Source organism: Streptomyces gilvus, assembly GCF_022513565.1.
In the GTDB taxonomy this organism is placed as follows: Bacteria; Actinomycetota; Actinomycetes; order Streptomycetales; family Streptomycetaceae; genus Streptomyces; species Streptomyces gilvus.
The window spans coordinates 121,814-144,600 of record NZ_JAKWBE010000004.1; the positions used below are offsets into that span (position 1 = coordinate 121,814).

20 protein-coding genes are annotated in these 22,787 nt (G+C 73.3%); 12 read left to right on the forward strand and 8 right to left on the reverse strand.

Translation table 11 applies throughout. The features are described from left to right. The first annotated feature begins 83 nt into the window (after nt 1–83). From MKW14_RS08925 to MKW14_RS08955, 7 genes are all read left to right on the forward strand, one after another. A complete protein-coding gene (locus MKW14_RS08925) occupies nt 84–956 on the forward strand; it encodes a universal stress protein (RefSeq protein ID WP_240860802.1) in 873 nt (290 codons plus the stop codon). Nucleotides 957–992: 36 nt separating this feature from the next. Further along, complete coding sequence (locus MKW14_RS08930) at nt 993–1,238, forward strand: SHOCT domain-containing protein (protein WP_240860804.1); 246 nt, start codon at nt 993–995, stop codon at nt 1,236–1,238. Nucleotides 1,239–1,251: 13 nt separating this feature from the next. After that, nucleotides 1,252–2,229, forward strand: a complete 978-nt coding sequence (locus MKW14_RS08935; protein ID WP_240860806.1) for an Acg family FMN-binding oxidoreductase — start codon at nt 1,252–1,254, stop codon at nt 2,227–2,229. 136 nt (nt 2,230–2,365) lie between these two features. Then, a complete protein-coding gene (locus MKW14_RS08940; protein WP_240860809.1) occupies nt 2,366–3,835 on the forward strand; it encodes an APC family permease in 1,470 nt (489 codons plus the stop codon). A 20-nt stretch (nt 3,836–3,855) separates the two neighbouring features. Continuing rightward, a complete protein-coding gene (locus tag MKW14_RS08945) occupies nt 3,856–5,070 on the forward strand; it encodes an arginine deiminase (RefSeq protein ID WP_240860811.1) in 1,215 nt (404 codons plus the stop codon). Between the two features lie 17 nt (nt 5,071–5,087). After that, nucleotides 5,088–6,089 carry an ornithine carbamoyltransferase gene (argF, locus tag MKW14_RS08950; RefSeq protein WP_240860812.1) on the forward strand — a complete coding sequence of 334 codons (1,002 nt, stop codon included), beginning with the start codon at nt 5,088–5,090 and terminating at the stop codon, nt 6,087–6,089. Nucleotides 6,090–6,093: 4 nt separating this feature from the next. Then, on the forward strand, nt 6,094–7,017 hold the full coding sequence (locus MKW14_RS08955) for a carbamate kinase (RefSeq protein ID WP_240860814.1): 924 nt from the start codon (nt 6,094–6,096) through the stop codon (nt 7,015–7,017). 11 nt (nt 7,018–7,028) lie between these two features. Here the strand turns inward: MKW14_RS08955 and MKW14_RS08960 are convergent, their stop codons facing one another. The 7 genes from MKW14_RS08960 to MKW14_RS08990 all read right to left on the reverse strand — a co-directional run bounded on the left by MKW14_RS08960 (nt 7,029) and on the right by MKW14_RS08990 (nt 15,357). After that, the gene (locus MKW14_RS08960) at nt 7,029–9,362 is read right to left on the reverse strand and encodes a heavy metal translocating P-type ATPase (RefSeq protein ID WP_240860816.1); all 2,334 of its coding nucleotides are present in this window, start codon (nt 9,360–9,362) and stop codon (nt 7,029–7,031) included. A 30-nt stretch (nt 9,363–9,392) separates the two neighbouring features. Further along, nucleotides 9,393–10,274, reverse strand: a complete 882-nt coding sequence (locus tag MKW14_RS08965; RefSeq protein WP_240860819.1) for a universal stress protein — start codon at nt 10,272–10,274, stop codon at nt 9,393–9,395. 133 nt (nt 10,275–10,407) lie between these two features. Continuing rightward, the gene (locus MKW14_RS08970) at nt 10,408–11,403 is read right to left on the reverse strand and encodes an Acg family FMN-binding oxidoreductase (RefSeq protein ID WP_240860821.1); all 996 of its coding nucleotides are present in this window, start codon (nt 11,401–11,403) and stop codon (nt 10,408–10,410) included. Nucleotides 11,404–11,524: 121 nt separating this feature from the next. Then, nucleotides 11,525–12,229 (reverse strand): response regulator, encoded by a 705-nt coding sequence (locus tag MKW14_RS08975; RefSeq protein WP_240860823.1) that lies wholly within the window; start codon nt 12,227–12,229, stop codon nt 11,525–11,527. A 124-nt stretch (nt 12,230–12,353) separates the two neighbouring features. Next, entirely contained in the window at nt 12,354–13,082 is a 729-nt protein-coding gene (locus tag MKW14_RS08980; RefSeq protein ID WP_240860825.1) for a CBS domain-containing protein, read from the reverse strand. Beyond that, the gene (locus MKW14_RS08985) at nt 13,079–13,543 is read right to left on the reverse strand and encodes a cyclic nucleotide-binding domain-containing protein (RefSeq protein ID WP_240860827.1); all 465 of its coding nucleotides are present in this window, start codon (nt 13,541–13,543) and stop codon (nt 13,079–13,081) included. Before MKW14_RS08985 ends, MKW14_RS08980 begins: the two co-directional genes overlap by 4 nt. 101 nt (nt 13,544–13,644) lie before the next feature. After that, nucleotides 13,645–15,357, reverse strand: a complete 1,713-nt coding sequence (locus MKW14_RS08990) for a SulP family inorganic anion transporter (RefSeq protein WP_240860829.1) — start codon at nt 15,355–15,357, stop codon at nt 13,645–13,647. Between the two features lie 212 nt (nt 15,358–15,569). On the opposite strand from MKW14_RS08990, the gene MKW14_RS08995 reads away from it, so the two are divergent. The 4 genes from MKW14_RS08995 to MKW14_RS09010 all read left to right on the forward strand — a co-directional run bounded on the left by MKW14_RS08995 (nt 15,570) and on the right by MKW14_RS09010 (nt 19,145). Next, a complete protein-coding gene (locus MKW14_RS08995; RefSeq protein ID WP_240860831.1) occupies nt 15,570–16,181 on the forward strand; it encodes a hypothetical protein in 612 nt (203 codons plus the stop codon). Nucleotides 16,182–16,329: 148 nt separating this feature from the next. Next, a complete protein-coding gene (locus MKW14_RS09000; protein WP_240860833.1) occupies nt 16,330–17,235 on the forward strand; it encodes a universal stress protein in 906 nt (301 codons plus the stop codon). A gap of 27 nt (nt 17,236–17,262) precedes the next feature. After that, on the forward strand, nt 17,263–18,285 hold the full coding sequence (gene adhP, locus MKW14_RS09005; protein ID WP_240860839.1) for an alcohol dehydrogenase AdhP: 1,023 nt from the start codon (nt 17,263–17,265) through the stop codon (nt 18,283–18,285). 5 nt (nt 18,286–18,290) lie between these two features. Further along, complete coding sequence (locus tag MKW14_RS09010; RefSeq protein ID WP_240860841.1) at nt 18,291–19,145, forward strand: universal stress protein; 855 nt, start codon at nt 18,291–18,293, stop codon at nt 19,143–19,145. Between the two features lies 1 nt (nt 19,146). Here MKW14_RS09010 and ppk2 read toward each other — a convergent pair whose 3' ends face one another. Then, the gene (gene ppk2, locus MKW14_RS09015) at nt 19,147–19,953 is read right to left on the reverse strand and encodes a polyphosphate kinase 2 (RefSeq protein ID WP_240860843.1); all 807 of its coding nucleotides are present in this window, start codon (nt 19,951–19,953) and stop codon (nt 19,147–19,149) included. A gap of 135 nt (nt 19,954–20,088) precedes the next feature. Between ppk2 and MKW14_RS09020 the strand changes: the two genes are divergently transcribed. Beyond that, nucleotides 20,089–22,779, forward strand: coding sequence for a bifunctional acetate--CoA ligase family protein/GNAT family N-acetyltransferase (locus MKW14_RS09020; RefSeq protein ID WP_240860845.1), 2,691 nt, complete (start codon nt 20,089–20,091; stop codon nt 22,777–22,779). Nucleotides 22,780–22,787 lie beyond the last annotated feature (8 nt).

The window sequence follows — 22,787 nt, forward strand, 5'->3', positions numbered from 1 at the left end:
CAGCCCTGGCGGCCCCTGTCCGCGCCGGACCACGAACCCGAGGCTGGTCTCGTAGGAGCGGTCGAGCGAGGGAGGTGCGGGTCATGCCGGCACCGGTGACCGTGGGAGTGGACGGATCGGCCGAGAGCCTTGCCGCGGCGGCCTGGGCCGCCCGGGAGGCGGAACGCCGTGGCCGGGATCTGCGGCTGCTGCACGCCTGGGAATGGAGCCCGCCCCCGGGACAGGAGAGCACGGCAGGAGCCGTGCAGCGCCATCTGGCGCGGCGGGCACTGCGGCAGGCGGAGGAGTACGTCCGCGAGACCAGCCCCGCCATGCGCCTCACGGACGAGCAGGTCGAGGGGCCGGCGGTCGCCGCGCTGCTGCGGGCGGCCGGACGGGCGGATCTTCTGGTCCTCGGCTCGCGCGGACTCAGCGGGTTCACCGGCTTCCTGGTGGGATCGGTGGCGCTCGGCGTGGTCGCGAGGGCCACTCGGCCCGTGGTCCTCGTCCGGGCCGGGGAGCGGGCCGAGGACGAGCACATGCCCGCCTCGGACGGCAGTGTCTCCACCCGGACCCGCTACCGGGACGTGGTGCTGGGCGTCGACGCGGACGACCCGGCCGAGGCGGCGATCGGCTTCGCCTTCGAGGAGGCCCGGCTGCGCCACGCGCGGCTGCGGGTGGTCCACGCCCGTACGGCGCGCGCGGCGGTCGACGGCCCGTGGGACGCGGTCGACCGGGAGGGACTGCTCGCCGACGTGCTGCGGCCGTGGCGGGAGAAGTACCCCGACGTCCAGGTGGCGGAGACCGTCGTACCGGGCCGGGCCCAGGCCGTGCTGATCCGGGCCGCCCGCCCCGCGAGTCTCCTGGTCGTCGGCCACCGTGTCGCCGAGCGGCCCCTGGGGCCGTACGCCGGACCCGTCACGCACGCCCTGCTCCACCACGTCGGCTGCCCGGTCGCCGTGGTTCCGCACTACTGAGCGAGGTGACCCGCTGTGTACTGGTATCACCACGGCATGGATGGTTGGGGCTGGTTCACGATGTCGATCGGCACGCTCCTGTTCTGGGCCGTGCTGATCACCGTCGGCGTGCTCCTCTACCGCACCCTCGGCCGCGGTTCCGACCGCCCGCACACCCCTGCCGCGACCTCGCCGGAGCAGTTGCTCGCCGAGCGGTTCGCCCGCGGTGAGATCGACGAGGAGGAGTACCGGCGCCGGCTCGCCGTGCTGCGCACGGACGGCCCGAGCCTCACGAAACACTGAGGAGGTGCGCCCCATGGCGGCGCGACCACTCGACGACAGGACCGTCGCGGCATTGGTGTCCGCCGCGACGGCCGCGCCCTCCTTGCACAACGCGCAGCCCTGGCGCTTCCGACACGACTCGGCCACGCGCAGCATCGAGCTGCGGCCGGACCTCGGCCGGGCCATGCCCCGCACGGACCCCGACCACCGTGCCCTCCACCTCGGCTGCGGGGCGGCCCTGTTCAACCTGCGGGTCGCCGCGGCGCACCACGGCCTGCACCCGGAGACCGGGATCCTGCCCGATCCGTCCGACCCGTACCTGCTCGCTGCCGTCCACCTGACCGGCACCGACCGTCCCGACCGGGAACTGGCCCTGCTGTTCCCGGCGATCGCCCGCCGTCACACCAGCCGCCACCCCTTCGAGGAGAAGGTCCTGCCGGCCGACGTGCAGGAGGCGCTGCGGGAGGCGGCCGCACAGGAGGACGCGCAGCTGGTCTTCCCCGACCAGTGGCATGTCGAGGCGCTGCTCGACCACGTCCAGGACGCCGAAGGTCGCGACACGCTGGACCCCGAACGCCTGGAGGAGGTGCGGAGCTGGACCCGGGCCGGTGACGCGGGCGCCGACGGCGTTCCCGAGTCCGCATTCGGGCCGCGCAGCAGATCGGGCCGCGGACCCGTACGGGACTTCGCCGGGCGCGGCCGTCTGCCCGACCGCCCGGCCGTCGCCTTCGAGACGACGCCCAACCTGGCCCTGCTGGGCACCGCCCACGACCGTCCCGCCGACTGGCTGCACGCCGGACAGGCACTGGAACGCGTGCTGTTGCTGGCCACGCTGCACGAACTGGCCACGGCACTCACCTCCCAAGCCCTGGAACGCGCCGACCTGCGCGCACTGGCCCGCGACCCGAGGTCGGCGATGGGGTTCGTGCACATGGTGCTGCGCCTGGGGTACGGGCCCGCGGGCGTAGCGACACCGCGCCGCCCGGTCTCCGACGTGCTGGAGACAGTCTGAGCACAGGCCGACCGGCACCGCGCAACGGGACCATTGGGCCGCACCCGGGACCAGCGGCCGCTCACCCGGGCCGACGCCGCCGAGCAAGATCGAAGCAGAGGAAACCTCCGCAGCGTCAAGCCCGAGGAGCATCACCATGCCCAGCTCGACGAGGAGCGCGGCGAAACCCGCTCCCGGAGCCCGACTCGGTCTGCCGGCCGCGTCCGCTCTGGTCATCGGCAGCATCATCGGCACCGGCGTCTTCGCCCTGCCGTCGGCCCTCGCCCCCTACGGGCCCATCGCCCTGGTCGCGTTCGGCGCCGTCACCCTCGGCGCGCTCGCGCTGGCCCTGACGTTCGGCGCGCTGTCCGGCCGAGTCCCGGCGAGCGGCGGCCCGTACGTCTACGCCCGCGAGGCCTTCGGCGAGTTCACCGGGTTCCTGAACGCCTGGTCGTACTGGATCACCGCCTGGGCCGGGAACGCGGCGATCGTGGTGGCCTGGGTCGGATATGTGGAGGTGTTCGTCAACACCGGCCACCGGACCGGGATTTCGGTGGCCATCGCACTCGTCGGCCTGTGGATCCCGGCCGCGATCAACCTCAGCGGGGTGCGCAACACCGGCGCCTTCCAGGTCGTCACCACCGTGCTGAAGTTCGTGCCGCTCATCCTCATGGCCACCGTGGGGCTGCTGTTCGTCGATCCGCGCAACTTCGGCGCCTTCAACGCCAGTCACCAGCCCGCGCTCGGCGCGATCTCGGCCGCCGGTGCCATCGCGCTGTTTAGCTACCTGGGGCTGGAGGCCGCCTCGGTGGTCGCCGGCCGCGTCCGCGACCCCGAACGCAACGTGCCCCGCGCCACCGTCTACGGCACCCTCGTCTGCGCCGTCATCTACATCCTCGGCACCCTCGCCGTCTTCGGCACCGTCTCGCACGGCGAACTCGGCGCCTCCACCGCGCCGTTCACCGACGCCGCCAACAACATCGTCGGCGGCGGCTGGGCGGGCGACGCCGTCGCCGTGGCCGCGATCGTCTCGGGCATCGGCGCCCTCAACGGCTGGACCATGCTGTGCGCCGAGATGCCGTACGCCGCCGCCCGCGACGGCCTCTTCCCGCGGTCCTTCGCCAGGCTGCGCGGCACGAGCGGCGTGCCGGCCTTCGGCATCGTCGCCTCGACCGTCCTCGCCTCGCTGATCACTGTGTTCAGCTACACCCGCTTCGAGGACGTCTTCACCCGGATCGTGCTGCTCAGTGTCCTCACCGCTGTCATCCCCTACCTCTTCTCCGCGGCGGCCCAGCTGTACTGGCTGCTGACCCGCGGCCGGCGCGGCCTGAGTCCCCGGCGCCTGGCCCGCGACGTGACCGTCGCCGCGCTCGCCATGGCCTTCTCCTACTGGTCGATCCAGGGAAGCGGCTACCAGACCGTCTACTACGGCCTCTTCGTGCTGCTGCTCGGACTGCCGGTCTACGTCTGGCTCAAGCGGGACCACGGTGAGTACAGCGACGAGACACCTGCTCCTTCCGACATCCCGCGGGCGAGGGCGCCCGAGACACCGTCGCCGGTCAGCCGCATCCCGCGGCAACCGGGACGGCGCGGCCCGCGCCGGACCTTCCTCCGCCACCACGACTGATCCTTGAGGGACGGCATGTCATGACCCGCTTCCACGTCGACTCCGAGGTCGGCCCGCTGCGCCAGGTGATCCTGCACGGCCCCGGCCTCGAACTGTCCCGGCTGACCCCCCGCAACGTCGACGCCCTCCTCTTCGATGACGTCCTGTGGGCCAAGCGCGCCCGCGAGGAGCACGACGCCTTCGCCCAGGTGCTGCGCGACCACGGTGCCCGCGTCCACTACTTCGCCGACCTCCTGGCCCAGACCCTCGACCTCACTGAGGCCCGCGACTGGCTGCTGGACCGGGTCATCACCCCGGCCACCGTCGGCCCCGCCCTCCTCGACCCCGTGCGCGAGCTGTGCGCCGGGCTCGACGGGGAGACCCTGGCCGGCTACCTGATCGGCGGCCTGCTCAAGAGCGACCTGCGGCTGGCCGCCCCGCACAGCCTGGTCTGGAGTGCCCTGGACGCCGGGGACTTCGCCCTCGCTCCGCTGCCCAACCACCTCTTCCCGCGCGACAACTCCTGCTGGGTGTACGACCGGTTGTCGGTCAACCCGATGGCCAAGACCGCCCGCCGCCGCGAGAGCCTGCACGCCGAGGCCATCTACCGGTTCCACCCCCTGTTCGCCGACGCGGGGTTCGACCCGCTGCTGCAGGGACCCGTCGGCACCCTCGAGGGCGGCGACGTGCACGTCCTCGGCAACGGGGCCGTCATGGTCGGCATGGGGGAGCGCACCACGGCCCAGGCGGTGGAGAATCTGGCCGCCTCCCTGTTCGCCACCGGCACGGCACGCCGGCTGGTGGCCGTCCAACTCCCGGCCACCCGCGCCTACATGCACCTCGACACCGTGCTGACCATGGTCGACCACGACGCCTTCACGGTGTACCCGGGACTCGCCGACTCCCTGCGTTCCTGGACCCTCACCCCGAGTGCCGCACACGACACCGGCTTCGAGGTCCGTCCGAACTCCGACCTGGCGACCGCGCTCGCCGAGGCCCTCGACCTGGACAAGGTGCGGATGCTGTCCGCGCCCCAGGACATCCGGGGCGCCGAGCGCGAGCAGTGGGACGACGGGAACAACTTCCTCGCCCTCGCACCCGGCGTGATCGTCGGCTACGAGCGCAACGTCACCACCAACACCCACCTGCGCAAGCAGGGCATCGAGATCGTCACCATCGTCGGCGCCGAACTCGGCCGGGGCCGCGGCGGACCGCGCTGCATGAGCTGCCCCGTCGAGCGCGGCCCGGCCGTCTGACCGGCCAGGAGACCACCATGACCGTCGACCTGCGAGGCCGCTCGTACCTGAGCGAACTCGACTTCACCGCCCCCGAGATCCACCACCTGCTCGACCTGGCCGCCGACCTGAAGGCCGCCCGGCGCACCGGCACGGAACGGCCCCGCCTGACCGGCAGACACCTCGCGCTCGTCTTCGAGAAGACCTCCACCCGCACCCGCTGCGCCTTCGAGGTCGCCGCCGCCGACCAGGGCGCCGCCACCACCTACCTGGGTCCCGGCGACACCCACATCGGGGCCAAGGAGTCCATCGCCGACACCGCCCGAGTCCTCGGCCGGATGTTCGACGCCATCGAGTACCGCGGATCCGCCCACCACCTGGTCACCGAACTCGCCGCGCACGCAGGCGTCCCCGTCTACAACGGCCTCACCGACAGCGCACACCCCACCCAGAGCCTGTGCGACGTCCTCACCATGCGCGAGCACAGCCGAAAACCCCTGCGGGACATCGCCTACTGCTACCTCGGGGACGCCCGCAACAACATGGGCAACTCCCTGCTGTCGATGGGCGCGGTGCTGGGCATGGACGTACGCGTCGCCGCGCCCAGGGAGCTGTGGCCCGACCCCGCCCTGGTCGCCGCCTGCCGGGCGCGCGCCGAGGACAGCGGAGCCCGCGTCACCCTCACCGAGGACGTCGAGACCGCCGTACAGGGCGCCGACTTCCTGCACACCGACGTCTGGGTGTCGATGGGCGAGCCGGCCGAGCACTGGGGCGAGCGGATCGACCTGCTGCTGCCCTACCAGGTCAACGACAAGACCCTCGCGGCCACCGGCAACCCGGACGTGCGGTTCATGCACTGTCTCCCGGCCCTGCACGACCACGACACCCGCCTCGGCAGGGAAGTGCTGCGCAACTACGGCCTGGACGCGCTCGAAGTCACCGACGAGGTCTTCTCCTCACCCGCCTCGATCGTCTTCGCCCAGGCGGAGAACCGGCTCCACACCATCAAGGCCGTACTCGTGGCCACCCTGGAGGACTGACATCATGCGCATCGTCGTCGCCCTCGGGGGCAATGCCCTCCTGCACCGGGGCGAGCGTCCTGACGCCGCCGTCCAGCGCACCAACATCGACCGTGTGGCCACGGCGGTCGCCGCCCTCGCCATCGACCACGAGGTCGTCATCACCCACGGCAACGGTCCTCAGATCGGGCTGCTCGCCGTCGAGAGCGCCTCCGATCCCGCCCTGAGCGCCCCCTACCCGCTGGACCTCCTCGGCGCCCAGACACAGGGCATGATCGGCTCCCTGCTGCTGCGCACCCTGTACAACACCCTGCCGGGACACCGTGTCGCCGCTCTGGTCACCCACACCCTCGTCCGGGCCGACGACCCGGCCTTCCACCACCCCACCAAGTTCGTCGGCCAGGTCCACCCCCGGGAGACGGCCCAGCTTCTGGCCCGCCGGTGCGGCTGGCGGATCGCCCAGGACACCACCGGCTGGCGCCGCGTCGTCGCCTCGCCACTGCCCGAGCGGATCGTCGAGACCGACACGATCCACGAACTGCTCGCGGGCGGCACGCTCGTCATCTGCGCGGGCGGCGGGGGAGTCCCGGTCGTCGCCGACCCCGACAGCGGAGAGCTCACCGGGGTGGAGGCCGTCGTCGACAAGGACCTCACCGCCGCTCTCCTCGCCGAGGACCTCAAGGCCGACTTCCTGCTCGTCCTCACCGACGTCCCCAACGTCTACGAGGACTACGGCACCCCGCGCCAACGCGCCCTCCACGACGCCACCCCCGCCTCCCTGCGCCGCGGAACCTTCCCGGCCGGCTCGATGGGGCCCAAGACCGAGGCGGCGGCCCGTTTCGTCGAGCGCACGGGCGGACTGGCCGCGATCGGCTCCCTGGACGCCGCGTACGAGATGCTGCACGGCCGCGCCGGAACCCTCGTACGCCCGGACCTCCCGGTCGGCTGACATCGCTTACATCAGGGAGCCAGGGAGAAGTAGCTCTCCTCCTCCTGTGTGAAGTGCAGGCGCAGCACGGTGTTCAGGCCGTAGAGGCAGGCCCGCAGATCGTCCAGCTGCTCGGGGGACAGCGTGCCGTCGGGGCCCGCCAGGGCGAGGTGGGTGGCCACGCGCCGGGCGAGCCGGTCGATCTCGGCGTGTGCGCGGCTCATGGTGGCCGTCGCCTCCGGGCCGCCGAGCGTCGGAGCGATCGCGGGATACAGCTGGTGCTCCTCGGCGTACTCGTGCGGCAGCAGGCGCTCGGTCAGCAGCCGGTGCACCTCGGCCACCGCGGCGAGGCCGTCCGGTTTGGCACCGTCCGACAGCTGGTCGGCGGCGTCGCGTACGGCGTCGAGGACGTCCCGCAGGTCGTCGTGCTCCGCCGCGAAGCGGTGAATGAGCGCCTCCGTCGCGGGCGGCAGCACGGGCCGGCCGTGTCCGTCGTCGTGCAGTACCCGCAGCGCGTTGAGGATCACGGCGACGTCGATGACCTCCTGCAGCAGCGCGCCGACGGCCGGCGCGAGCAGCCCGAAGGCGGCCGCTACCATCGCGACCAGCGACAGCACCATGCCGCCGAGGGCGCTCTGCACGGCGATGCGCCGGGCGCGCACGGCGATGGCGACGGCGTCGGCCAGGCGGTCCACGCGGTCGGTGGTCAGGACGATGTCGGCGGCCTCGGAGGACGCCGTGGAGCCCCGGGCCCCCATGGCCACACCGATGTCGGCCGCCGCGAGGGCGGGGGCGTCGTTGACGCCGTCGCCCACCATCACCGTGACGGCGCGCTCGCGCTCGGCGCGCACCGCGGCGACCTTGCCGGCCGGTGCCAGACCGGCGCGCACGTCGTCCAGGCCCAGTACGGCGCCGACCTCACGCGCCGGCTCGGCACGGTCGCCGGTGAGCATCACCAGCCGTCGCATGCCGGCCGCGCGCAGTCGGCGCAGGGTGCGCGGGGCGTCGGGGCGGAGCGGGTCGCGCAGGAGTACGGCGCCGACGGGCTCGCCGTCCACGCGGAGCCAGGCCACCGCCGCCCCGTCGAGCAGCGCCCGGTTGTCCACCGACCGCGCCCACTGTGACAGTTCAGCGTTGTCCTCCCGCCGGCCGATCGTCATCCGGAGCCCGTTCACCGTGCCGGCCGCGCCCCGGCCGGGCTCCTCCGAGACGTCCGCCGGCGTGGACAACCGCAGTCCCCGCTCGTGGGCCGCGTCCACCACGGCCTGGGCCAGGACGTGCGGCGAGTACTGGTCGAGCGAGGCGGCCAGCCGCAGCACCTCGGCCTGCTGCATGCCGGGTGCGGCGACCACGTCGAGGACACGGGGGCGGCCGGCCGTGAGCGTGCCCGTCTTGTCCAGCAGCAGCGTCCGGGCCCGGCCCAGGTTCTCCAGCGCCCCGCCGTCCCGGATCACCGCGCCGAGCCGGGAGGCCCGGGACAGACCGGAGACCACGGCCACCGGCGCCGCCAGCAGCAGCGGACAGGGCGTGGCGACCACCAGGACCGCCACCGCGCGCACGGCGGAACCGCTCAGCAGCCACGCCGCCCCGGCGACCGCCAGCGACAGCGGCAGGAACCAGGCCGCGTACCGGTCGGCCAGGCGCACCACGGGAGCCGACTCCGCCCCGGCCTGCTGCGCCAGCCGTACGATCCCGGCGTACGTGCTGTCCCGCTCGGTGGCCGTGGCCCGCAGTTCGAAGGCTCCGCCCGCGTTGACCACACCGCTGTGGACCGTCTCGTTCCGGGCGCGACGCACGGTCAGCGGCTCGCCGGTGAGCGCGGACTCGTCGAGCACGGCCTCCGCACCGGCCACCCGGCCGTCCACGGGCACGACCTCGTCGGGCCCCACGACGAGCAGGTCACCGATGGCGACCTCGGCCGAGGGCACCGTGCGCGTGCCGTCCGGGGTCAGCAGCCGCGCGGTGCGCGGTGCCCGCTCCAGCAGGGAGCGCAGATCGCGGGAGGCCCGGCGCTGCGCCGTGGCTTCGAGGGTGCGGCCGGTCGCCAGCATCAGCGCGATCAGCGCTCCGGCCAGGTACTCGCCCACGGCCAAGGCGCCGCCGAGGGCCAGGACCGCGATCACGTCGACGCCCCCGTGACCGCGCCGCAGATCGGCGAGAACCCAGCCGACCGCCGGAAGCACGGCGGCGACGGTGCCCAACGCCCAGCACACGTCGGCGAGTTGGGAAGCGCCCGCGAGCCGGCTGACTCCGCCGGCGACGAGCGCGACGCCCGTCACGGCCAGCAGCAGTGGTTCGATCTTCGGCGACACGAACAGCGCCGCGCGCAGACGGCGCGACTGTTTCCGTGCAGTGACTCGGTCCATGGCGGTCCTCGCTCGGGCGTTCGGTACGGCTCAGTCGTGCGGGACTACGGCGACGGGGCATGCGACGTGGTGCAGGGCGGCGTGGGTGACGGGGCCGAGCTTCCACGCTCGCGCCGAGGGACGACGCCGGCGGCCCAGGACGGTCATCAGGGCGTGGGTGGACGCGGCGGGCAGCACCTGCGGCGCCGGGCCCCGGGCGACGTCGTACACGACCTCCGTGTCGGGGAACTTGCCGCGCCACGGTGCCACCGCGGCGGCGAGCCGTCCCTGTTCGTCCGTCTCGTATCCCTCGTCTGGCCGGCCGATGGGCGGGTGGCTCACCCAGGACGTCAGGGGCAACGCCCGCACCGCGCGCAGACGGGTTCCGCGCAGGTCGGCGGTGGTGAAGGCGAACTCCAGCAACGGGTCGACGGCGGGGCCGGCCTCGGGGACGCCCACGACGACCTCCTGCCGGTCGGCCGTGGCCGGCCGCCGCCCTCCCACCGGCAGGGCCGGGTCGTCCGCGCGCACGGTCACGGCGGGGCAGTGGGCTCGGCCCAGTACCTGCAGGCCGATGGAGCCGAGCAGGAAACCGGCCACCGAGCCGCGGCCGCGGGAGCCGAGCACCAGCATTGAGGCGCCGTCGCTCCGCTCCACGAGGGCCCGTGCGGCGGAGGCCGACACCAGTTCGGTGGCCAGGGTGAGATCGCTGTGCCGGTGCAGGAGTTCGGCCTCCATCCGCTGCAGCACCCTTGCGCCGTAGCCCTGCTTCTGCAGCGCCTCCTGGGCGACGGGCACGTCGAGCGGCCGGGTGGTCCAGGAGTGCAGCAGCAGGAGGGGCAGGTGCCGGTCGAGGGCTTCGTGCGCCGCCCACCATGCGGCCGTCACACTCGCGCTGGAGCCGTCGAATCCGACGACCACGGGTCCGGTCATCACGCACCTCCGATGCCGGCGCGGCGCGTGCCGCGCGTATGCCTCCCCATCTCCAGGCTGGTCGTCGAAGCGGTGCGGGACGAGGGCCGGACGGTGTGCGCTTGGGCCCGTACGGCCCACTGTGATCCGGTCGTCAGGAAGTCGCCGGAACAGGGGCGTCCTGCAGTGCCCGTCGCGCCGGGCGACGTGGTGACGGCGGGCCCTCGGGGCCGTATCCGAGCCGCAGGACCATCTGGGCGTGGGCGCGTCCCTCGTCCGGTGCCGATGGCAGCTGCTCGCGCAGGTCGGGCCATTCCACCGCCTGGTGCAGGAGGGAGGCGCGGACGCCGTGGGCGGTGGCGACCAGCAGGACCCGTTCCAGGGCCTGTCCGGCGCGCAGCCAGTCCGTACGCCGGTCGTGGGCGGTGGACAGCACGGCGAGCAACGGGCGCTTCTCGAAGGGGCGGGCGGGCAGCACGGACGGGTGGCGGTGGGCGCCGAAGTCCCGCATGGGGATGCGCTCGTGGTAGTCCTGCGGTCCGACGGCCGTCGGGGGAATCCCGAGGGCGGAGTGGTCCGGTTCGCGTATCCAGTGCCGGCTCTCGGTGGAGCGGTCCGCGTCCGCCGTGTTGCGCAGTTCGCCCTCTCGGGTCAGCCGCAGCACCTGGTCGACGTCGGCCGGTCCGGGGAGACCCAGCTGGGCCCCTTGGGCGTGTGCGGCCTCGGTCAGCTCGGTGAGCAGGGCGGTCGGCAGGGGCCGGTCCGAGAACGGGAAGCGGCTGCTGTGCCGGTGCCACACGGCCTCGTACAACTGCGGCGGAGCCGTGGAGCGGGCGGCCCCGGCCAGTCGTACGGTGGCCAGCAGGTCCGGCTCGCCGGGGTGGGGCAGCAGCCGGGTGACGGGCTCCCAGCCGAAGTGGGCGACCGCGAGCCGGAGGTTGAACACCGCGCAGCCCACGGAGACGTGCAGCGCGCGTCCCGCCGGGTCGGCGTGGCGCAGGGTGCGGTGGGCGGCCGCCCGGATCTCCAGCGTGACCGTGTCCGGATCGAGCCGGAACCGCCAGGGCTGGGTGTTGTGCACGGAAGGCGCGGCGACGGCCGCCGAGACGAGCTTCTCCAGGGTCGTGACGTCCAGAACCGTGGTGGTCATGGGGGCCTCCTCCCCGCCCTGCGGCGGCCGGCCGATGGTGACCCCACCCACGGTGGTCCAGGGCGGGCCGGCGGGGGAGGGGCCGTACGGCCTCGGGGCCCGCCGGACGGCCCTCGGCGCGTCAGCGGCGCACGGGGTGCTCGCCGGCCTCGGGCTGCTCCAGCTGGGAGGCGAGGACGGCGGCCTGCACCCGGCGTTGCACACCGAGCTTGGCCAGCAGCCGGGAGATATGGTTCTTGACGGTCTTCTCCGACAGATACAGCCGCTTGCCGATCTCGCGGTTGGTCAGTCCGTCCCCGATCAGGGCCAGGATCTCGCGCTCGCGCGGCGACAGGCTCGCCAGTTCGGGTGAGAGCTCCGGAGCCTCGGCGGGCTCGGTGCGCAGGGTGCGCATCAGGCGGGCCGTGGTCGCGGGGTCGAGCATCGACTGGCCCGAGGCGACCGTGCGGACGGCCGAGACCAGGTCGGAGCCGCGGATCTGCTTGAGCACATAGCCCGACGCGCCGGCCATGATCGCGTCCAGCAGCGCGTCCTCGTCGTCGAAGGACGTCAGCATCAGCACCGCCAGCTCCGGCATCCGGCTGCGCAGGTCGCGGCAGACCGAGATGCCGTCGCCGTCCGGCAGCCGCACGTCCAGGACGGCCACGTGCGGACGCACCGCGGGCGCGCGCACCAGCGCGTGCTCCACGTTCTCGGCGTCGCCCACCACGGAGATGTCCGGCTCGGCGTCCAGCAGGTCGGCCAGTCCGCGCCGGACGACCTCGTGGTCGTCGAGCAGGAAGACGCGGATCGGGTTCTCCGCCGTGAAGGCGCGTGCCTCGGTCATGTCGGCCTCTCGTTCCCCTGTGGGGCGGACTGCAGGCCACCCATGAGCCGATCATGACGCGCCGGGGCCGGTCGCACCAGGGCCGACCGGCCCTACTGCCGGACCAGCGGGCCCTGACGGGACGTCAGCGCGTGGCCGGGCGCGTCCGGGACGGCTCCGCGGCCGGGGTGTCCTCAGTGAGATCGAACCGCACGTCCACCACGCCCTCCACGGCCCGCACCAACCGTGCCGCGACAGGCACCAGGGACCGGTCCCTGACCCGCCCGGTGAGCAGGACGACGCCCTCGTGGACCTCGACCCACACCGCGGACGCCGGGGCCGGGAAGAGATGGGCCACGACCTCGCGCCGTACCTCCTCCGCGATCGACTCGTCCTCGCGCAGGAACACCTTCAGCAGGTCGGCCCGGCTGACGACACCCTCCAGCCGGCCGCCGGCGTCCACCACCGGCAGCCGCTTCACCCTGGCCCGGGCCATCGTCCGAGCGGCCTGCGCGAGGGTCGCGTCGGCCTCCACCGTGAGGGCGGGGGCGGTCATCAGCTCCTCGGCGGTGATCGAGCCCGCCTTGGCGAGGTCGGACAGCCGGCGCAGCTGTGTATAGCGGTCGGGGTCGCTGTCGCGGAACTCCTCCTTGGGGAGCAGGTCCGCCTCGGAGACGATCCCGACGACATGGCCGCCGTCGTCCACCACGGGCAGCGCGCTGACCCGGTGGTCCTGCATGGCCCGCACGACGTCCTTGAACGCGTCGCCGCGGCGGGCGGTGACCACGGAACGGGTCATCACGTCGCCGACGATGTGCGGCGTCCCGTGCGACGTGGCTTCCTCGGCGCCCGGTCGCGTGTTCGGCGTGGTCATCGCAGGCTCCCGCTGCCGTAGGGGGCGTACAGGTCCAGCAGGCGGGTACGGGCCGCGCGCAGCCGGTCCGCCACGACCTCGCCCACCCAGCGGGCGACGGTCTCGCCGAACGCCGGGTCCTGCTTGCACATCTCACGCACGGCCACGGCGTCGAACTCGAACGCCCGCACGGGCGTTGCCGCCTCCGCGCCGAGGTGCCAGGTGTGCGGGGTGAACAGCCAGGACCAGCCGACGAGGTCGTTGTGCCCGAGGGACTCGATGACGGCGGCCCGGCGGCCGGGCACATGCATGTCCAGCTCGACCGTGCCGGTGCGGACGATCCAGAAGCGGTCGGCGTGGCCGCCCTCGTGGAAGAGGCGGGTGCCCTCGGGGATCGACACCTCCCGGGCCACCCTCATCAGCCTCTCCCGGTGCTCGGCGGGCAGGGCCCGCGGCAGGCTGGTCGTGACGGGACCGTTCATGGCTGGCCTCCCGGGGTCGCGTACGGAACTGCCAGTTCCAGCGTGTGCGCCCGGCATGTGGGGGGCCATGGGCCACCCGGCCCCGGGACAGGGCCGGGTGGCTATGGTGTGTCGCTCCACTTCCGGTAGGCCGCTACGGCCGTCGGCAGCGTCGGGAAGATCAGGTTCTCGCCGACCGAGTCGACCAGGCCGTACGCGACCAGGTCGTGCAGCAGGTCCTGCTTCACGCGCGCCAGGGCGAACACCACGCCCCGCCGGGTCAGTTCGCGGCGCAGCTCGTCCACCGCGTCCAGGGCGGTGATGTCGACCTCCACATTGGCCTCGGTGTTGAGGACGAACCAGCGCACCGGATCGTGCTGTTCGTCCACGGCGGCCAGCGCGCGCCGCCGGAAGTCCTCGGCGTTGGCGAAGAAGAGAGGGGAGTCGTAGCGGTACACGAGCAGGCCCGGAACGGTGCGGGCGGTCGGGTAGTCGTCGATGTCGTGCATGCCGGCCAGCCCGGGCACCAGGCCCTCGACGGCGTCGTGCGGGCGGGCGACCCGGGTGAGCAGCTCGGCCACCGACAGGCCCACGGCGACGATCACTCCGTACAGGATGTCCAGCGCCAGCACACCGGCGAGGCAGCCGAGCGCCAGGAGCAGTTCACGGCGGCGGAATGAGGCCAGGCGGCGGAAGCCGGCCAGGTCGATCATGCGGGTGGCCGCGTAGACGACGAGCGCGCCGAGGACCGCCGACGGGGTGCGGCTGAGCAGGGGGCTCAGGAACAGCAGGACGGCGAGCACCAGGGCTCCGGCCACCAGCGAGTACACCTGGCTGCGCGCGCCCGCCGAGGTGGCGAGCGCGGTGCGGCTGGCGCTGCTGCTGACCGGGAATCCGTGCACGACGCTCGCGCCGAGGTTGGCCGCGCCCAGGGCGAGGAACTCCTGGTTGGCGTCCAGGACCGCCTCGTCGTCGTCATGCCCGGTGAAGGCGCGCGCGGTGAGGATGAAGTCGGTGTAGGCGACGAGCAGGACGCCCAGGGCGGGCAGGACCAGGTGCGGCACCTCGCCCAGATCGGGCAGGGCGAGGGAGGGCAGGCCCGCCGGGACGTCGCCGATGACCTTGATGCCGTACCGGTCGTCCAGGTCGAGGACGGTCACGGCCACCGTGCCCAGCACCACGACCAGCAGTGGCCCCGGCAGTGTGGGGAAGAAGTGGGACACCGTGAACAGCAACGCCAGCGTGGCCGCGGAGAACAGCACCGTGGCCAGGTGGGCCTGCCCCAAGTTCCCCAGGAACGACCACAGTTGGGCGAAGAAGAGTGAGCCCTTGATCGGTACGCCGGTCAGCTTGGTCAGCTGGTCGATCACCATGATCAGGGCCACGCCCGCCAGGTAGCCGATCAGCACCGGGCGGGAGAGCAGATCGGCGACGAAGCCCAGGCGCAGCAGACGGGCCGCCACACACAGCAGACCGACGGTCGCGGCGAGGGTCGCGGCCAGCACGGCGTACCGGTGTCCGTCGGAGCCCGCGAGCGGGGCGACCACGGTCGCCGTCATCAGGGCCGTCGTCGACTCGGGCCCCACCGACAGCAGCCGGGACGAGCCGAGCAGGGCGTAGAGGGCGATGGCGGGAAGGATCGCCCACAGCCCGGCGACCGGCGCCAGACCGGCCACGCCGGAGTACGCCATCACCTGTGGCACGAGATAGGCGGCGACCGTGGCTCCGGCCAGGAGATCGCCGCGCAGCCGGACGCGCCGGTAGCCGGCCAGCGCGGCGACGCCGGGCAGCAGGCGGCGCCAGGCCGGCGCGGGACGTCCTGTGCTCTGTGACACGGCACTCCTTCCGCACGGTGCGTACAGGATCCCCCGGCCGCCGCCCCCGTCGTGAACCGACCTGCCGCCCCGGACCAACAGGCCCGCCGGAAGGGGCCTTTCAGCCCAGCGGCCACCGCCTTTCGGCATCCCGCGCCGTCGGCCCGCCGAGAGCAGATTGAGCGGTGCAAGGAACCAGCCGGAAGCACCGACTCCCTGAAGGGATCACGATCATGGCAGTCCACGAGCACCCGCATCGGCATGCGGGAATGCGTCTCTCGTTGCGGTGGCGGACGGGGACGGCCGAGGCCACCGCCGCTTCCACGACAGCAGTGAGCGCGTACGTCCTTGCCGGGCTGCGTCTGCTGACGGGGTTCGTCTTCCTGTGGGCGTTCCTCGACAAGACCTTCGGCTTCGGCTACGCCACCGCGTCCGGCAAGGGCTGGATCGACGGCGGCTCGCCCACCAAGGGCTTCCTGAGCTCGGTGGCCGCCGGCCCGATGGAGTCCACGTTCCACAGCTGGGCCGGGGACACCTGGGCGGACTGGCTGTTCATGCTGGGTCTGGCGGGCATCGGCCTCGCGGTCATGTCCGGTGTCGCGCTGCGGCTCGCCGCGATCGCGGGCACGGCGATGATGGCCCTGATGTGGATCGCGGAGTGGCCGCCGGCGAAGCACCTCTCGGACGGATCGCCGAGCATGTCCACCAACCCGTTCGTCGACTACCACCTGATCTACGCGGTGGTGCTGATCGCCCTGGCGGCCCTGGGCGCGGGCGCGACCTGGGGACTGGGCCGGGCCTGGGCACGGTTGCCCTTCGTCAGCCGCAACGCCTGGCTGCAGTAACGGTGGGAGGCCCGGCGGGCCCCGTGACGGGGCCCACCGCGCCGTGCCCGTTGGGCCGGTCGGTCCCGGTGAGGGACGAGCGGCCCCTGCAGCGGCGAGCCGCCGTTCACGAGGCTGGAAGCAGATCACCCGATGAGGAGGCAGAACCATGGTCCGCAACGTTGTCGCAGGTCTGGACGGCTCGGCCGAGAGCCGCGCCGCGGTCGAGTGGGCGGCCCGCGAGGCGGAGCTGCGCGGTCTGCCACTGAAGATCGTGCACGCCTGGGAGCCCGTGCCCGAGCCGATCGCCCAGGCACCCCTCGTCGGCGGCGAGACCCTCCAGCACTGGAGCGAGAAGATCCCCCGCGAGACCGGAGAGGGCGTCCGACTGCGCCACCCCGGCCTCGACGTCGACACCGAACAGGTCGTCGGCACGCCCGCGGACGCCCTGACGGACGCGGCGAAGGACGCCGAACTGCTGGCCCTGGGCTCCCGTGGCCTCAGCGGCGTCGGCGGCTTCATGATCGGCTCCGTCGGTCTGGCCGTCGTCGCCCACGCCGAACGTCCGGTGATCCTGGTCCGGGCCGGCGAGCAGGCCGCCGACGAGCACGAGCCCGACCCGACGGGCATCCCGTCGGCCGCCACCCGCTACCGCCCCGTCGTCCTGGGCCTGGACGTCACCGGCCCCGACCCCTCGGTGATCGAGTTCGCCTTCGAGGAGGCCGCCCGGCGTGGCACCTCCCTGCGGGTCGTGCACGGCTGGAACCTGCCGCCGTACTACACCTACGGCCTGGCGGGCGACCCGGAGTTCCACGAGGAGATCGCCGGGCAGCAGACCCGTGCTCTCGCCGCGGTGCTGGTCCCCTGGCAGGCCAAGTACCCGGCCGTCGAGGTGAGCGCCGAGTCCCGTGCGGGCAGCGCCGCCAACCACCTCGTCGACGCATCCCACGAGGCATCCCTGGTCGTGGTCGGCCGCCGTATCCGGCGCAGCCCGGTGGGCGCGCACATCGGTCCCGTCACCCACGCCGTCCTGCACCACGCCACCGCCCCCGTCGCCGTCGTCTCGCACGGCTGACCCGTCCCCCCTTGAGGAGTTGACCCCATGAAGGCAGCCGTCGTACGAGCCTTCGGCGAGCCCCTGGTGATCGAGGAGCGCCCCGACCCGGAACCCGGCCCCGGCCAGGTCCGTATCCGCGTCGAGGCCTCCGGGCTGTGCCACACCGACATCCACGCGGCGCAGGGCGACTGGCCCGTCAAGCCCAACCCCCCGTTCGTCCCCGGCCACGAGGGCGTCGGTCTCGTCGAGAAGCTCGGCGAGGGCGTCACCCACCTCACGGTCGGCCAGCGGGTCGCCGTGCCCTGGCTGGGCAGGGCGTGCGGGCGCTGCGAGCACTGCCTGTCCGGCTGGGAGACGCTGTGCGAGCAGCAGATCAACACCGGGTACGGCTGCGACGGCGGATACGCCGAGAAGATGCTCGCCTGGGCCGACTTCGCCCAGCTGGTGCCGGACGGCATCACCCCCTTCGAGGCCGCCCCGCTGACCTGCGCCGGCGTCACCACCTACAAGGCGCTGAAGGTCGCCGACGTCAAGCCGGCCCAGCTGGTGGCGATCTCCGGCGTGGGCGGGCTCGGTCACCTCGCCGTGCAGTACGCGAAGATCGCCGGTGCCACCGTCGCCGCGATCGACGTCACCGACGACAAACTCGAACTGGCCGCCGAACTCGGCGCCGACCTGGTCATCGACGCCCGCGAGGAGAACGTGGGCGAGGTGCTCAAGAAGCACGGCGGAGCCCACGCTGCCATCGCGCTCGCCGTGAACGAATCGGCCTTCTCGGCCGTCAACTCCGGTCTGCGGCGCGGCGGGAAGCTCGTCATGGTCGCCCTGCCCGCGCACGGCACGGTGCAGGTCCCCATCTTCGACACCGTCCTCAACGGCACCAGCGTGATCGGCTCCATCGTCGGAACCCGGCAGGACCTCGCCGAGGTCTTCCAGCTGCACGCCGCCGGGCGTACGAAGGTCATCCACGAGACCCGCCCGCTGGCCGCCGTCAACGAGTCCATCGACGCCGTCCTGCAGGGCCAGGTCAAGGCACGCATCGTCTTCGACCTGGGCGCGGGGCGGTGACGACGATGGAACTGCCCCTGGTGGCGGGCGTGGACGGCTCCGAGCCCAGCCTGCGCGCCGTCGACTGGGCCGCCGACGAGGCCGCCCTGCGCGGGGTGCCGCTGCGGGTCGTGTACGCCTCACTGTGGGAACGGTACGAAGGCGCTTCCCTGGTCGGGGAGTTCGCCGTGGTGCGCGACGAAGGGCTCGCCGAGGCCATCGTCGAGGGTGCAGCCCGCCGGGCCCGCGACCGGCACCCGGACCTCAAGGTGAGCGCCGAGGTCGTCCCCGAGGAGCCGGAGTACGTACTGCCGAGGCTGAGCCGTGAGGCCACCGCCGTGGTGGTCGGCACCCGCGGCCGCAGCGGACTGGCCGAGGCGCTGCTGGGCTCGGTGAGCCTCTCCGTCGCCGCGCATGCGCACTGCCCGGTGATCGTGGTGCGCGGCAGCCACGACAACCAGGCCCGTCGGCCGGTCCGGGGCCGGGTCCTGCTCGGCGTGGGGGAGGACGGCGCGGCGGCCCTGCGCTTCGCCTCCGAGGAGGCACGGCTGCGCGCGGTGCCCCTGGAGGCCGTACGGGCCTGGCGGTGGCCCGCGCACGAGACCACCGACCATCCCCTGCCGGCCGGCGAGCCCGCCCGGCTGCACGAGGAGCAGGCCGTCGAGACGCTGGAAGCGGCGCTGCGGGACGCCCCCGCCGGCATCGACGTGCACCGCCGCACCGTCGAGGGGCCCGCCCGCAGGGTCCTGGCCGACCTCTCGCACCACGCCGACCTGCTGGTAGTGGGGAGCAGGCGGCCGCACGGACACCTCGGCCGCGTCGCCCACGCGGTGCTGCACCACTCCGCCTGCCCGGTGGCGGTCGTCCCTCAGGACGCGTGAGTCACAGGCTCGCCGCGTGGTCGGGAACGTAGTTCTGCAGATCGCGCGGCGGGCGCACATAGCCCGTCGACGCCGGCCGCTTCGGCAGGTCCAGGACCGGTGGCGGCACGTCGTGGTACGGCAGCGAGCCCAGCAGGTGGGCGATCATGTTCAGCCGGGCCCGGCGCTTGTCGTCGCTCTCCACGACGTACCAGGGCGCCTCGGAGATGTCGGTGTGCACCAGCATCTCGTCCTTCGCCCGGGAGTACGCCTCCCAGTGGGTGATCGACTCCAGGTCCATCGGGGAGAGCTTCCAGCGCCGCAGCGGATCCTCCAGCCGCTTGCGGAACCGCTCCTGCTGCTCGGTGTCGCTCACCGAGAACCAGTACTTGCGCAGCAGGATCCCGTCCTCCACCAGCATCCGCTCGAAGATCGGGCACTGCCGCAGGAAGAGCTGGTACTCCTCCTTCGTACAGAAGCCCATCACATGCTCGACCCCGGCCCGGTTGTACCAGGACCGGTCGAACAGCACGATCTCCCCGGCGGCCGGCAGATGCTCGACGTACCGCTGGAAGTACCACTGGGTCTGCTCGCGCTCGGTCGGCTTGGGCAGCGCCGCGATGCGCGCCACGCGCGGATTGAGGTGCTCGGCGACCCGCTTGATGGTGCCGCCCTTGCCCGCCGCGTCCCGACCCTCGAAGATCACGACCAGTCGGGCGCCCTCCGCGCGCACCCACTCCTGGAGCTTGACCAGCTCCGTCTGCAGGCGCAGCAGTTCCTGCTCGTACGTCTTGCGCGGCAGAGCCGTCGCCGTCTTCTTGCCGGCCATGCCGTCGCCCCTTCCGTCGCCTGCGTGCGGACACCGAGGGCCGACCGGCCCCCGGATCACCGCCGGTCAGTCCATGGGACCTCGCCCCGATCCGCTGGACGCTCGAAGTGTAAGGAAACCCGGAGGAGAACCGCGATGACCGACGACACGACCAGTGGGCCGCGGGTCCACGCCCTGCTGGCGGACGGCACCACCGTCCGCATCCGGCCCGTGGCGGCGGCCGACCACGACCAGCTCCAGGGACTGTACGAGGAGATGTCCCCGGAGAACCTGCGGCTGAGGTTCTTCGGCACGAGCCGCCGCTCCGCCGAAATGGCCGCCGACCGCGCCTGCGCACAGCGCCCCGGATACCGCGCGCTGCTGGCCGAGCGGTCCGGCCAGGTGATCGGGCTCGCCGAGTACGACACCGGAGGCGCCGGCACCGAGGCGGAGATCTCCATCGCGGTCGCCGACGGCCTGCACCACCGCGGCGTCGGCACCCTGCTCGTCGAACACCTCGTCTCGGCCGCCCGCGCGGCAGGCGTCACCGACTTCACCGCCGACGCGCTCAGCGAGAACCGCGAGGTGCTCGGCCTCTTCGCCGACCTCGGCCTGCGCACCGCCCGGCACTTCGAGGGCCCCGAGGTGCGCTGCACCATCGCGCTCGACGAGGACGACACCTACCTCACGGCCGTGGAGGAACGCGGCCGGGCCGCCGACGTCCGCAGCCTGCGACCCCTGCTGCGGCCCGAGGCGGTCGTGGTCGTCGGCGCCGGACGCAAGCCGGGCTCCGTCGGCCGGGCGGTCCTGCACCACCTCAAGGCCGGCGGCTTCACCCGCCGTCTGTTCGCGGTGAACCCCGCCGCGTCCTCGATCCTCGGCGTGCCCTCCTGTCCGTCGGTCGGCGCCCTGCCCAGGACCCCCGACCTCGCCGTCGTCGCCGTGCCCGCCGCCGCGGTGCCGGCCACCGCGGAGGAGTGCGGCAAGGCGGGCGTACGGGCCCTGCTCGTGGTGACCGCCGGGCTCGGCCCCGACCAGGCGCGGGCCCTGATGGCGGCCTGCCGCGACCACGGCATGCGCCTGGTCGGACCCAACTGTCTGGGCCTGTCCAACACCGAACCGGACCTGCGCCTGGACGCCACCTTCGCCGCGAACCACCCGAGCCCGGGTACGGCCGGTGTGGCGGTGCAGTCGGGCGGGGTGGGCATCGCGTTGCTGGACGGGCTGTCCCGGCTGGGCATCGGCGTCTCCTCGTTCGCGTCGCTGGGGGACAAGTACGACGTCAGCGGCAACGACATGCTGCAGTGGTGGGAGAGCGACGGCCGTACCGAAATGGCGCTGCTGCACCTGGAGTCCTTCGGCAACCCGCGCGCCTTCTCCCGCACCGCCCGCCGTGTCAGCCGTCGCATGCCGGTCCTGACCGTCGACGCCGGCCGCACCGACGCGGGCCGCCGTGCCGCCGCGTCCCACACCACGGCCGCCGCCACCCGCACCATGACCCGGGGCGCCCTCTTCACCCAGGCCGGCATCACCGCCACCCGCTCGGTCGGCGAACTCCTGGAAACCGCGGCCCTGTTGCACTCCCAGCCGCTGCCGAGCGGAGCGCGGGTCGCCGTCGTCACCAACGCGGGGGGCGCCGGTGTCCTCGCCGCCGACGCCTGCGCCGAGGCCGGGCTCACCCTGCCGACGCCCACTCCCGAACTGATCGACGACCTGCTCGCCGTACTGCCCGAGGGTGCCGCCGTCGGCAACCCGGTCGATGCCACCGCCGCCGTCTCCGAGGACCAACTCGCCGAAGCCGTCGACCGGTTGACGCGGCACGGCGGCATCGACGCCGTCCTCGTCGCCCTGGTCCCCACGGCCGTGGCCGCCGCCACCGGCGACGACCTCGTACGCGCCGTGACCCGCATGGCCGGACCACGCCCGAAGCCCGTCGTGGCGATACGGCTGGAACAGGCGCTGCCCGTCGAACTGCTGCCGGCGACCGACGGCTCCACCGTCCCCTCGTACGCCGAACCCCAGGCCGCGGCCCGGGCGTTGGCCCACGCGGCCCACCGCGCCGCCTGGCTCGCCCGCCCGGCCGGCACGGTGCCCGACCTCGACGGCGTGGACACCGAGCGGGCCCACGCGATCGTGGAGACCTACCTCGACACCCACCTCGACGGAGGCTGGCTCGAGCCGCGCGCCTGCGCCGAACTCCTCGACTGCTACGGCGTCCCCCAGCTGCCGTGGGCCTGGGCGGAGATCGAGGAGGACGCCGTCCTGGCCGCAGAGCGGCTGCGGGGCGCCGACGGCCGGGTGGTGATGAAGGGGCACTGGCCGGGGCTGCTGCACAAGAGCGCCCAGCACGCCGTCCACCTCGACCTGCGGGGCGAGCACCAGGTGCGCGCCGCCTTCCGGGACCTTCAGACCCGGTTCGCCGGGCTGCTCACCGGGGTGGTCCTGCAGCCGCTCGCCGACCGGGGCACCGAACTGTTCGCGGGCGTGGTCCAGGACCAGGTCTTCGGCCCGCTCGTGCTCTTCGGGCTCGGCGGTACCGCCACCGAGGTGCTCGCCGACCACGCCGCCCGCCTCGCCCCGCTCACCGACCACGACGTGCACGACCTGATCACGACCCCGCGCTGCGCGCCCCTGCTGTTCGGCGCCCAGGGCGACGGGCCCGTCGATCTCCAGGGCCTCGAACAACTCCTGCTGCGGCTCTCCCGCATGGCGAGCGACCTGCCGCAGCTCGCCGAGGCCGACTTCAACCCCGTTCTCGCGACACCGGGCGGGGTCACCGTGCTCGATGCGCGCGTGCGCCTGCTGCCCGGCAGGCCCCAGGACCCGTATCTGCGCCGACTCCGCTGAGGAGGGAA

What these genes read in the sequence shown, in the direction of transcription:
- MKW14_RS08925 (WP_240860802.1), top strand. Translation starts at nt 84, where the DNA reads ATGCCGGCACCGGTGACCGTGGGAGTGGACGGATCGGCCGAGAGCCTT.
- MKW14_RS08930 (WP_240860804.1), top strand. Translation starts at nt 993, where the DNA reads ATGGATGGTTGGGGCTGGTTCACGATGTCGATCGGCACGCTCCTGTTC.
- MKW14_RS08935 (WP_240860806.1), top strand. Translation starts at nt 1,252, where the DNA reads ATGGCGGCGCGACCACTCGACGACAGGACCGTCGCGGCATTGGTGTCC.
- MKW14_RS08940 (WP_240860809.1), top strand. Translation starts at nt 2,366, where the DNA reads ATGCCCAGCTCGACGAGGAGCGCGGCGAAACCCGCTCCCGGAGCCCGA.
- MKW14_RS08945 (WP_240860811.1), top strand. Translation starts at nt 3,856, where the DNA reads ATGACCCGCTTCCACGTCGACTCCGAGGTCGGCCCGCTGCGCCAGGTG.
- argF (WP_240860812.1), top strand. Translation starts at nt 5,088, where the DNA reads ATGACCGTCGACCTGCGAGGCCGCTCGTACCTGAGCGAACTCGACTTC.
- MKW14_RS08955 (WP_240860814.1), top strand. Translation starts at nt 6,094, where the DNA reads ATGCGCATCGTCGTCGCCCTCGGGGGCAATGCCCTCCTGCACCGGGGC.
- MKW14_RS08960 (WP_240860816.1), bottom strand. Translation starts at nt 9,362, where the DNA reads ATGGACCGAGTCACTGCACGGAAACAGTCGCGCCGTCTGCGCGCGGCG.
- MKW14_RS08965 (WP_240860819.1), bottom strand. Translation starts at nt 10,274, where the DNA reads ATGACCGGACCCGTGGTCGTCGGATTCGACGGCTCCAGCGCGAGTGTG.
- MKW14_RS08970 (WP_240860821.1), bottom strand. Translation starts at nt 11,403, where the DNA reads ATGACCACCACGGTTCTGGACGTCACGACCCTGGAGAAGCTCGTCTCG.
- MKW14_RS08975 (WP_240860823.1), bottom strand. Translation starts at nt 12,229, where the DNA reads ATGACCGAGGCACGCGCCTTCACGGCGGAGAACCCGATCCGCGTCTTC.
- MKW14_RS08980 (WP_240860825.1), bottom strand. Translation starts at nt 13,082, where the DNA reads ATGACCACGCCGAACACGCGACCGGGCGCCGAGGAAGCCACGTCGCAC.
- MKW14_RS08985 (WP_240860827.1), bottom strand. Translation starts at nt 13,543, where the DNA reads ATGAACGGTCCCGTCACGACCAGCCTGCCGCGGGCCCTGCCCGCCGAG.
- MKW14_RS08995 (WP_240860831.1), top strand. Translation starts at nt 15,570, where the DNA reads ATGGCAGTCCACGAGCACCCGCATCGGCATGCGGGAATGCGTCTCTCG.
- MKW14_RS09000 (WP_240860833.1), top strand. Translation starts at nt 16,330, where the DNA reads ATGGTCCGCAACGTTGTCGCAGGTCTGGACGGCTCGGCCGAGAGCCGC.
- adhP (WP_240860839.1), top strand. Translation starts at nt 17,263, where the DNA reads ATGAAGGCAGCCGTCGTACGAGCCTTCGGCGAGCCCCTGGTGATCGAG.
- MKW14_RS09010 (WP_240860841.1), top strand. Translation starts at nt 18,291, where the DNA reads ATGGAACTGCCCCTGGTGGCGGGCGTGGACGGCTCCGAGCCCAGCCTG.
- ppk2 (WP_240860843.1), bottom strand. Translation starts at nt 19,953, where the DNA reads ATGGCCGGCAAGAAGACGGCGACGGCTCTGCCGCGCAAGACGTACGAG.
- MKW14_RS09020 (WP_240860845.1), top strand. Translation starts at nt 20,089, where the DNA reads ATGACCGACGACACGACCAGTGGGCCGCGGGTCCACGCCCTGCTGGCG.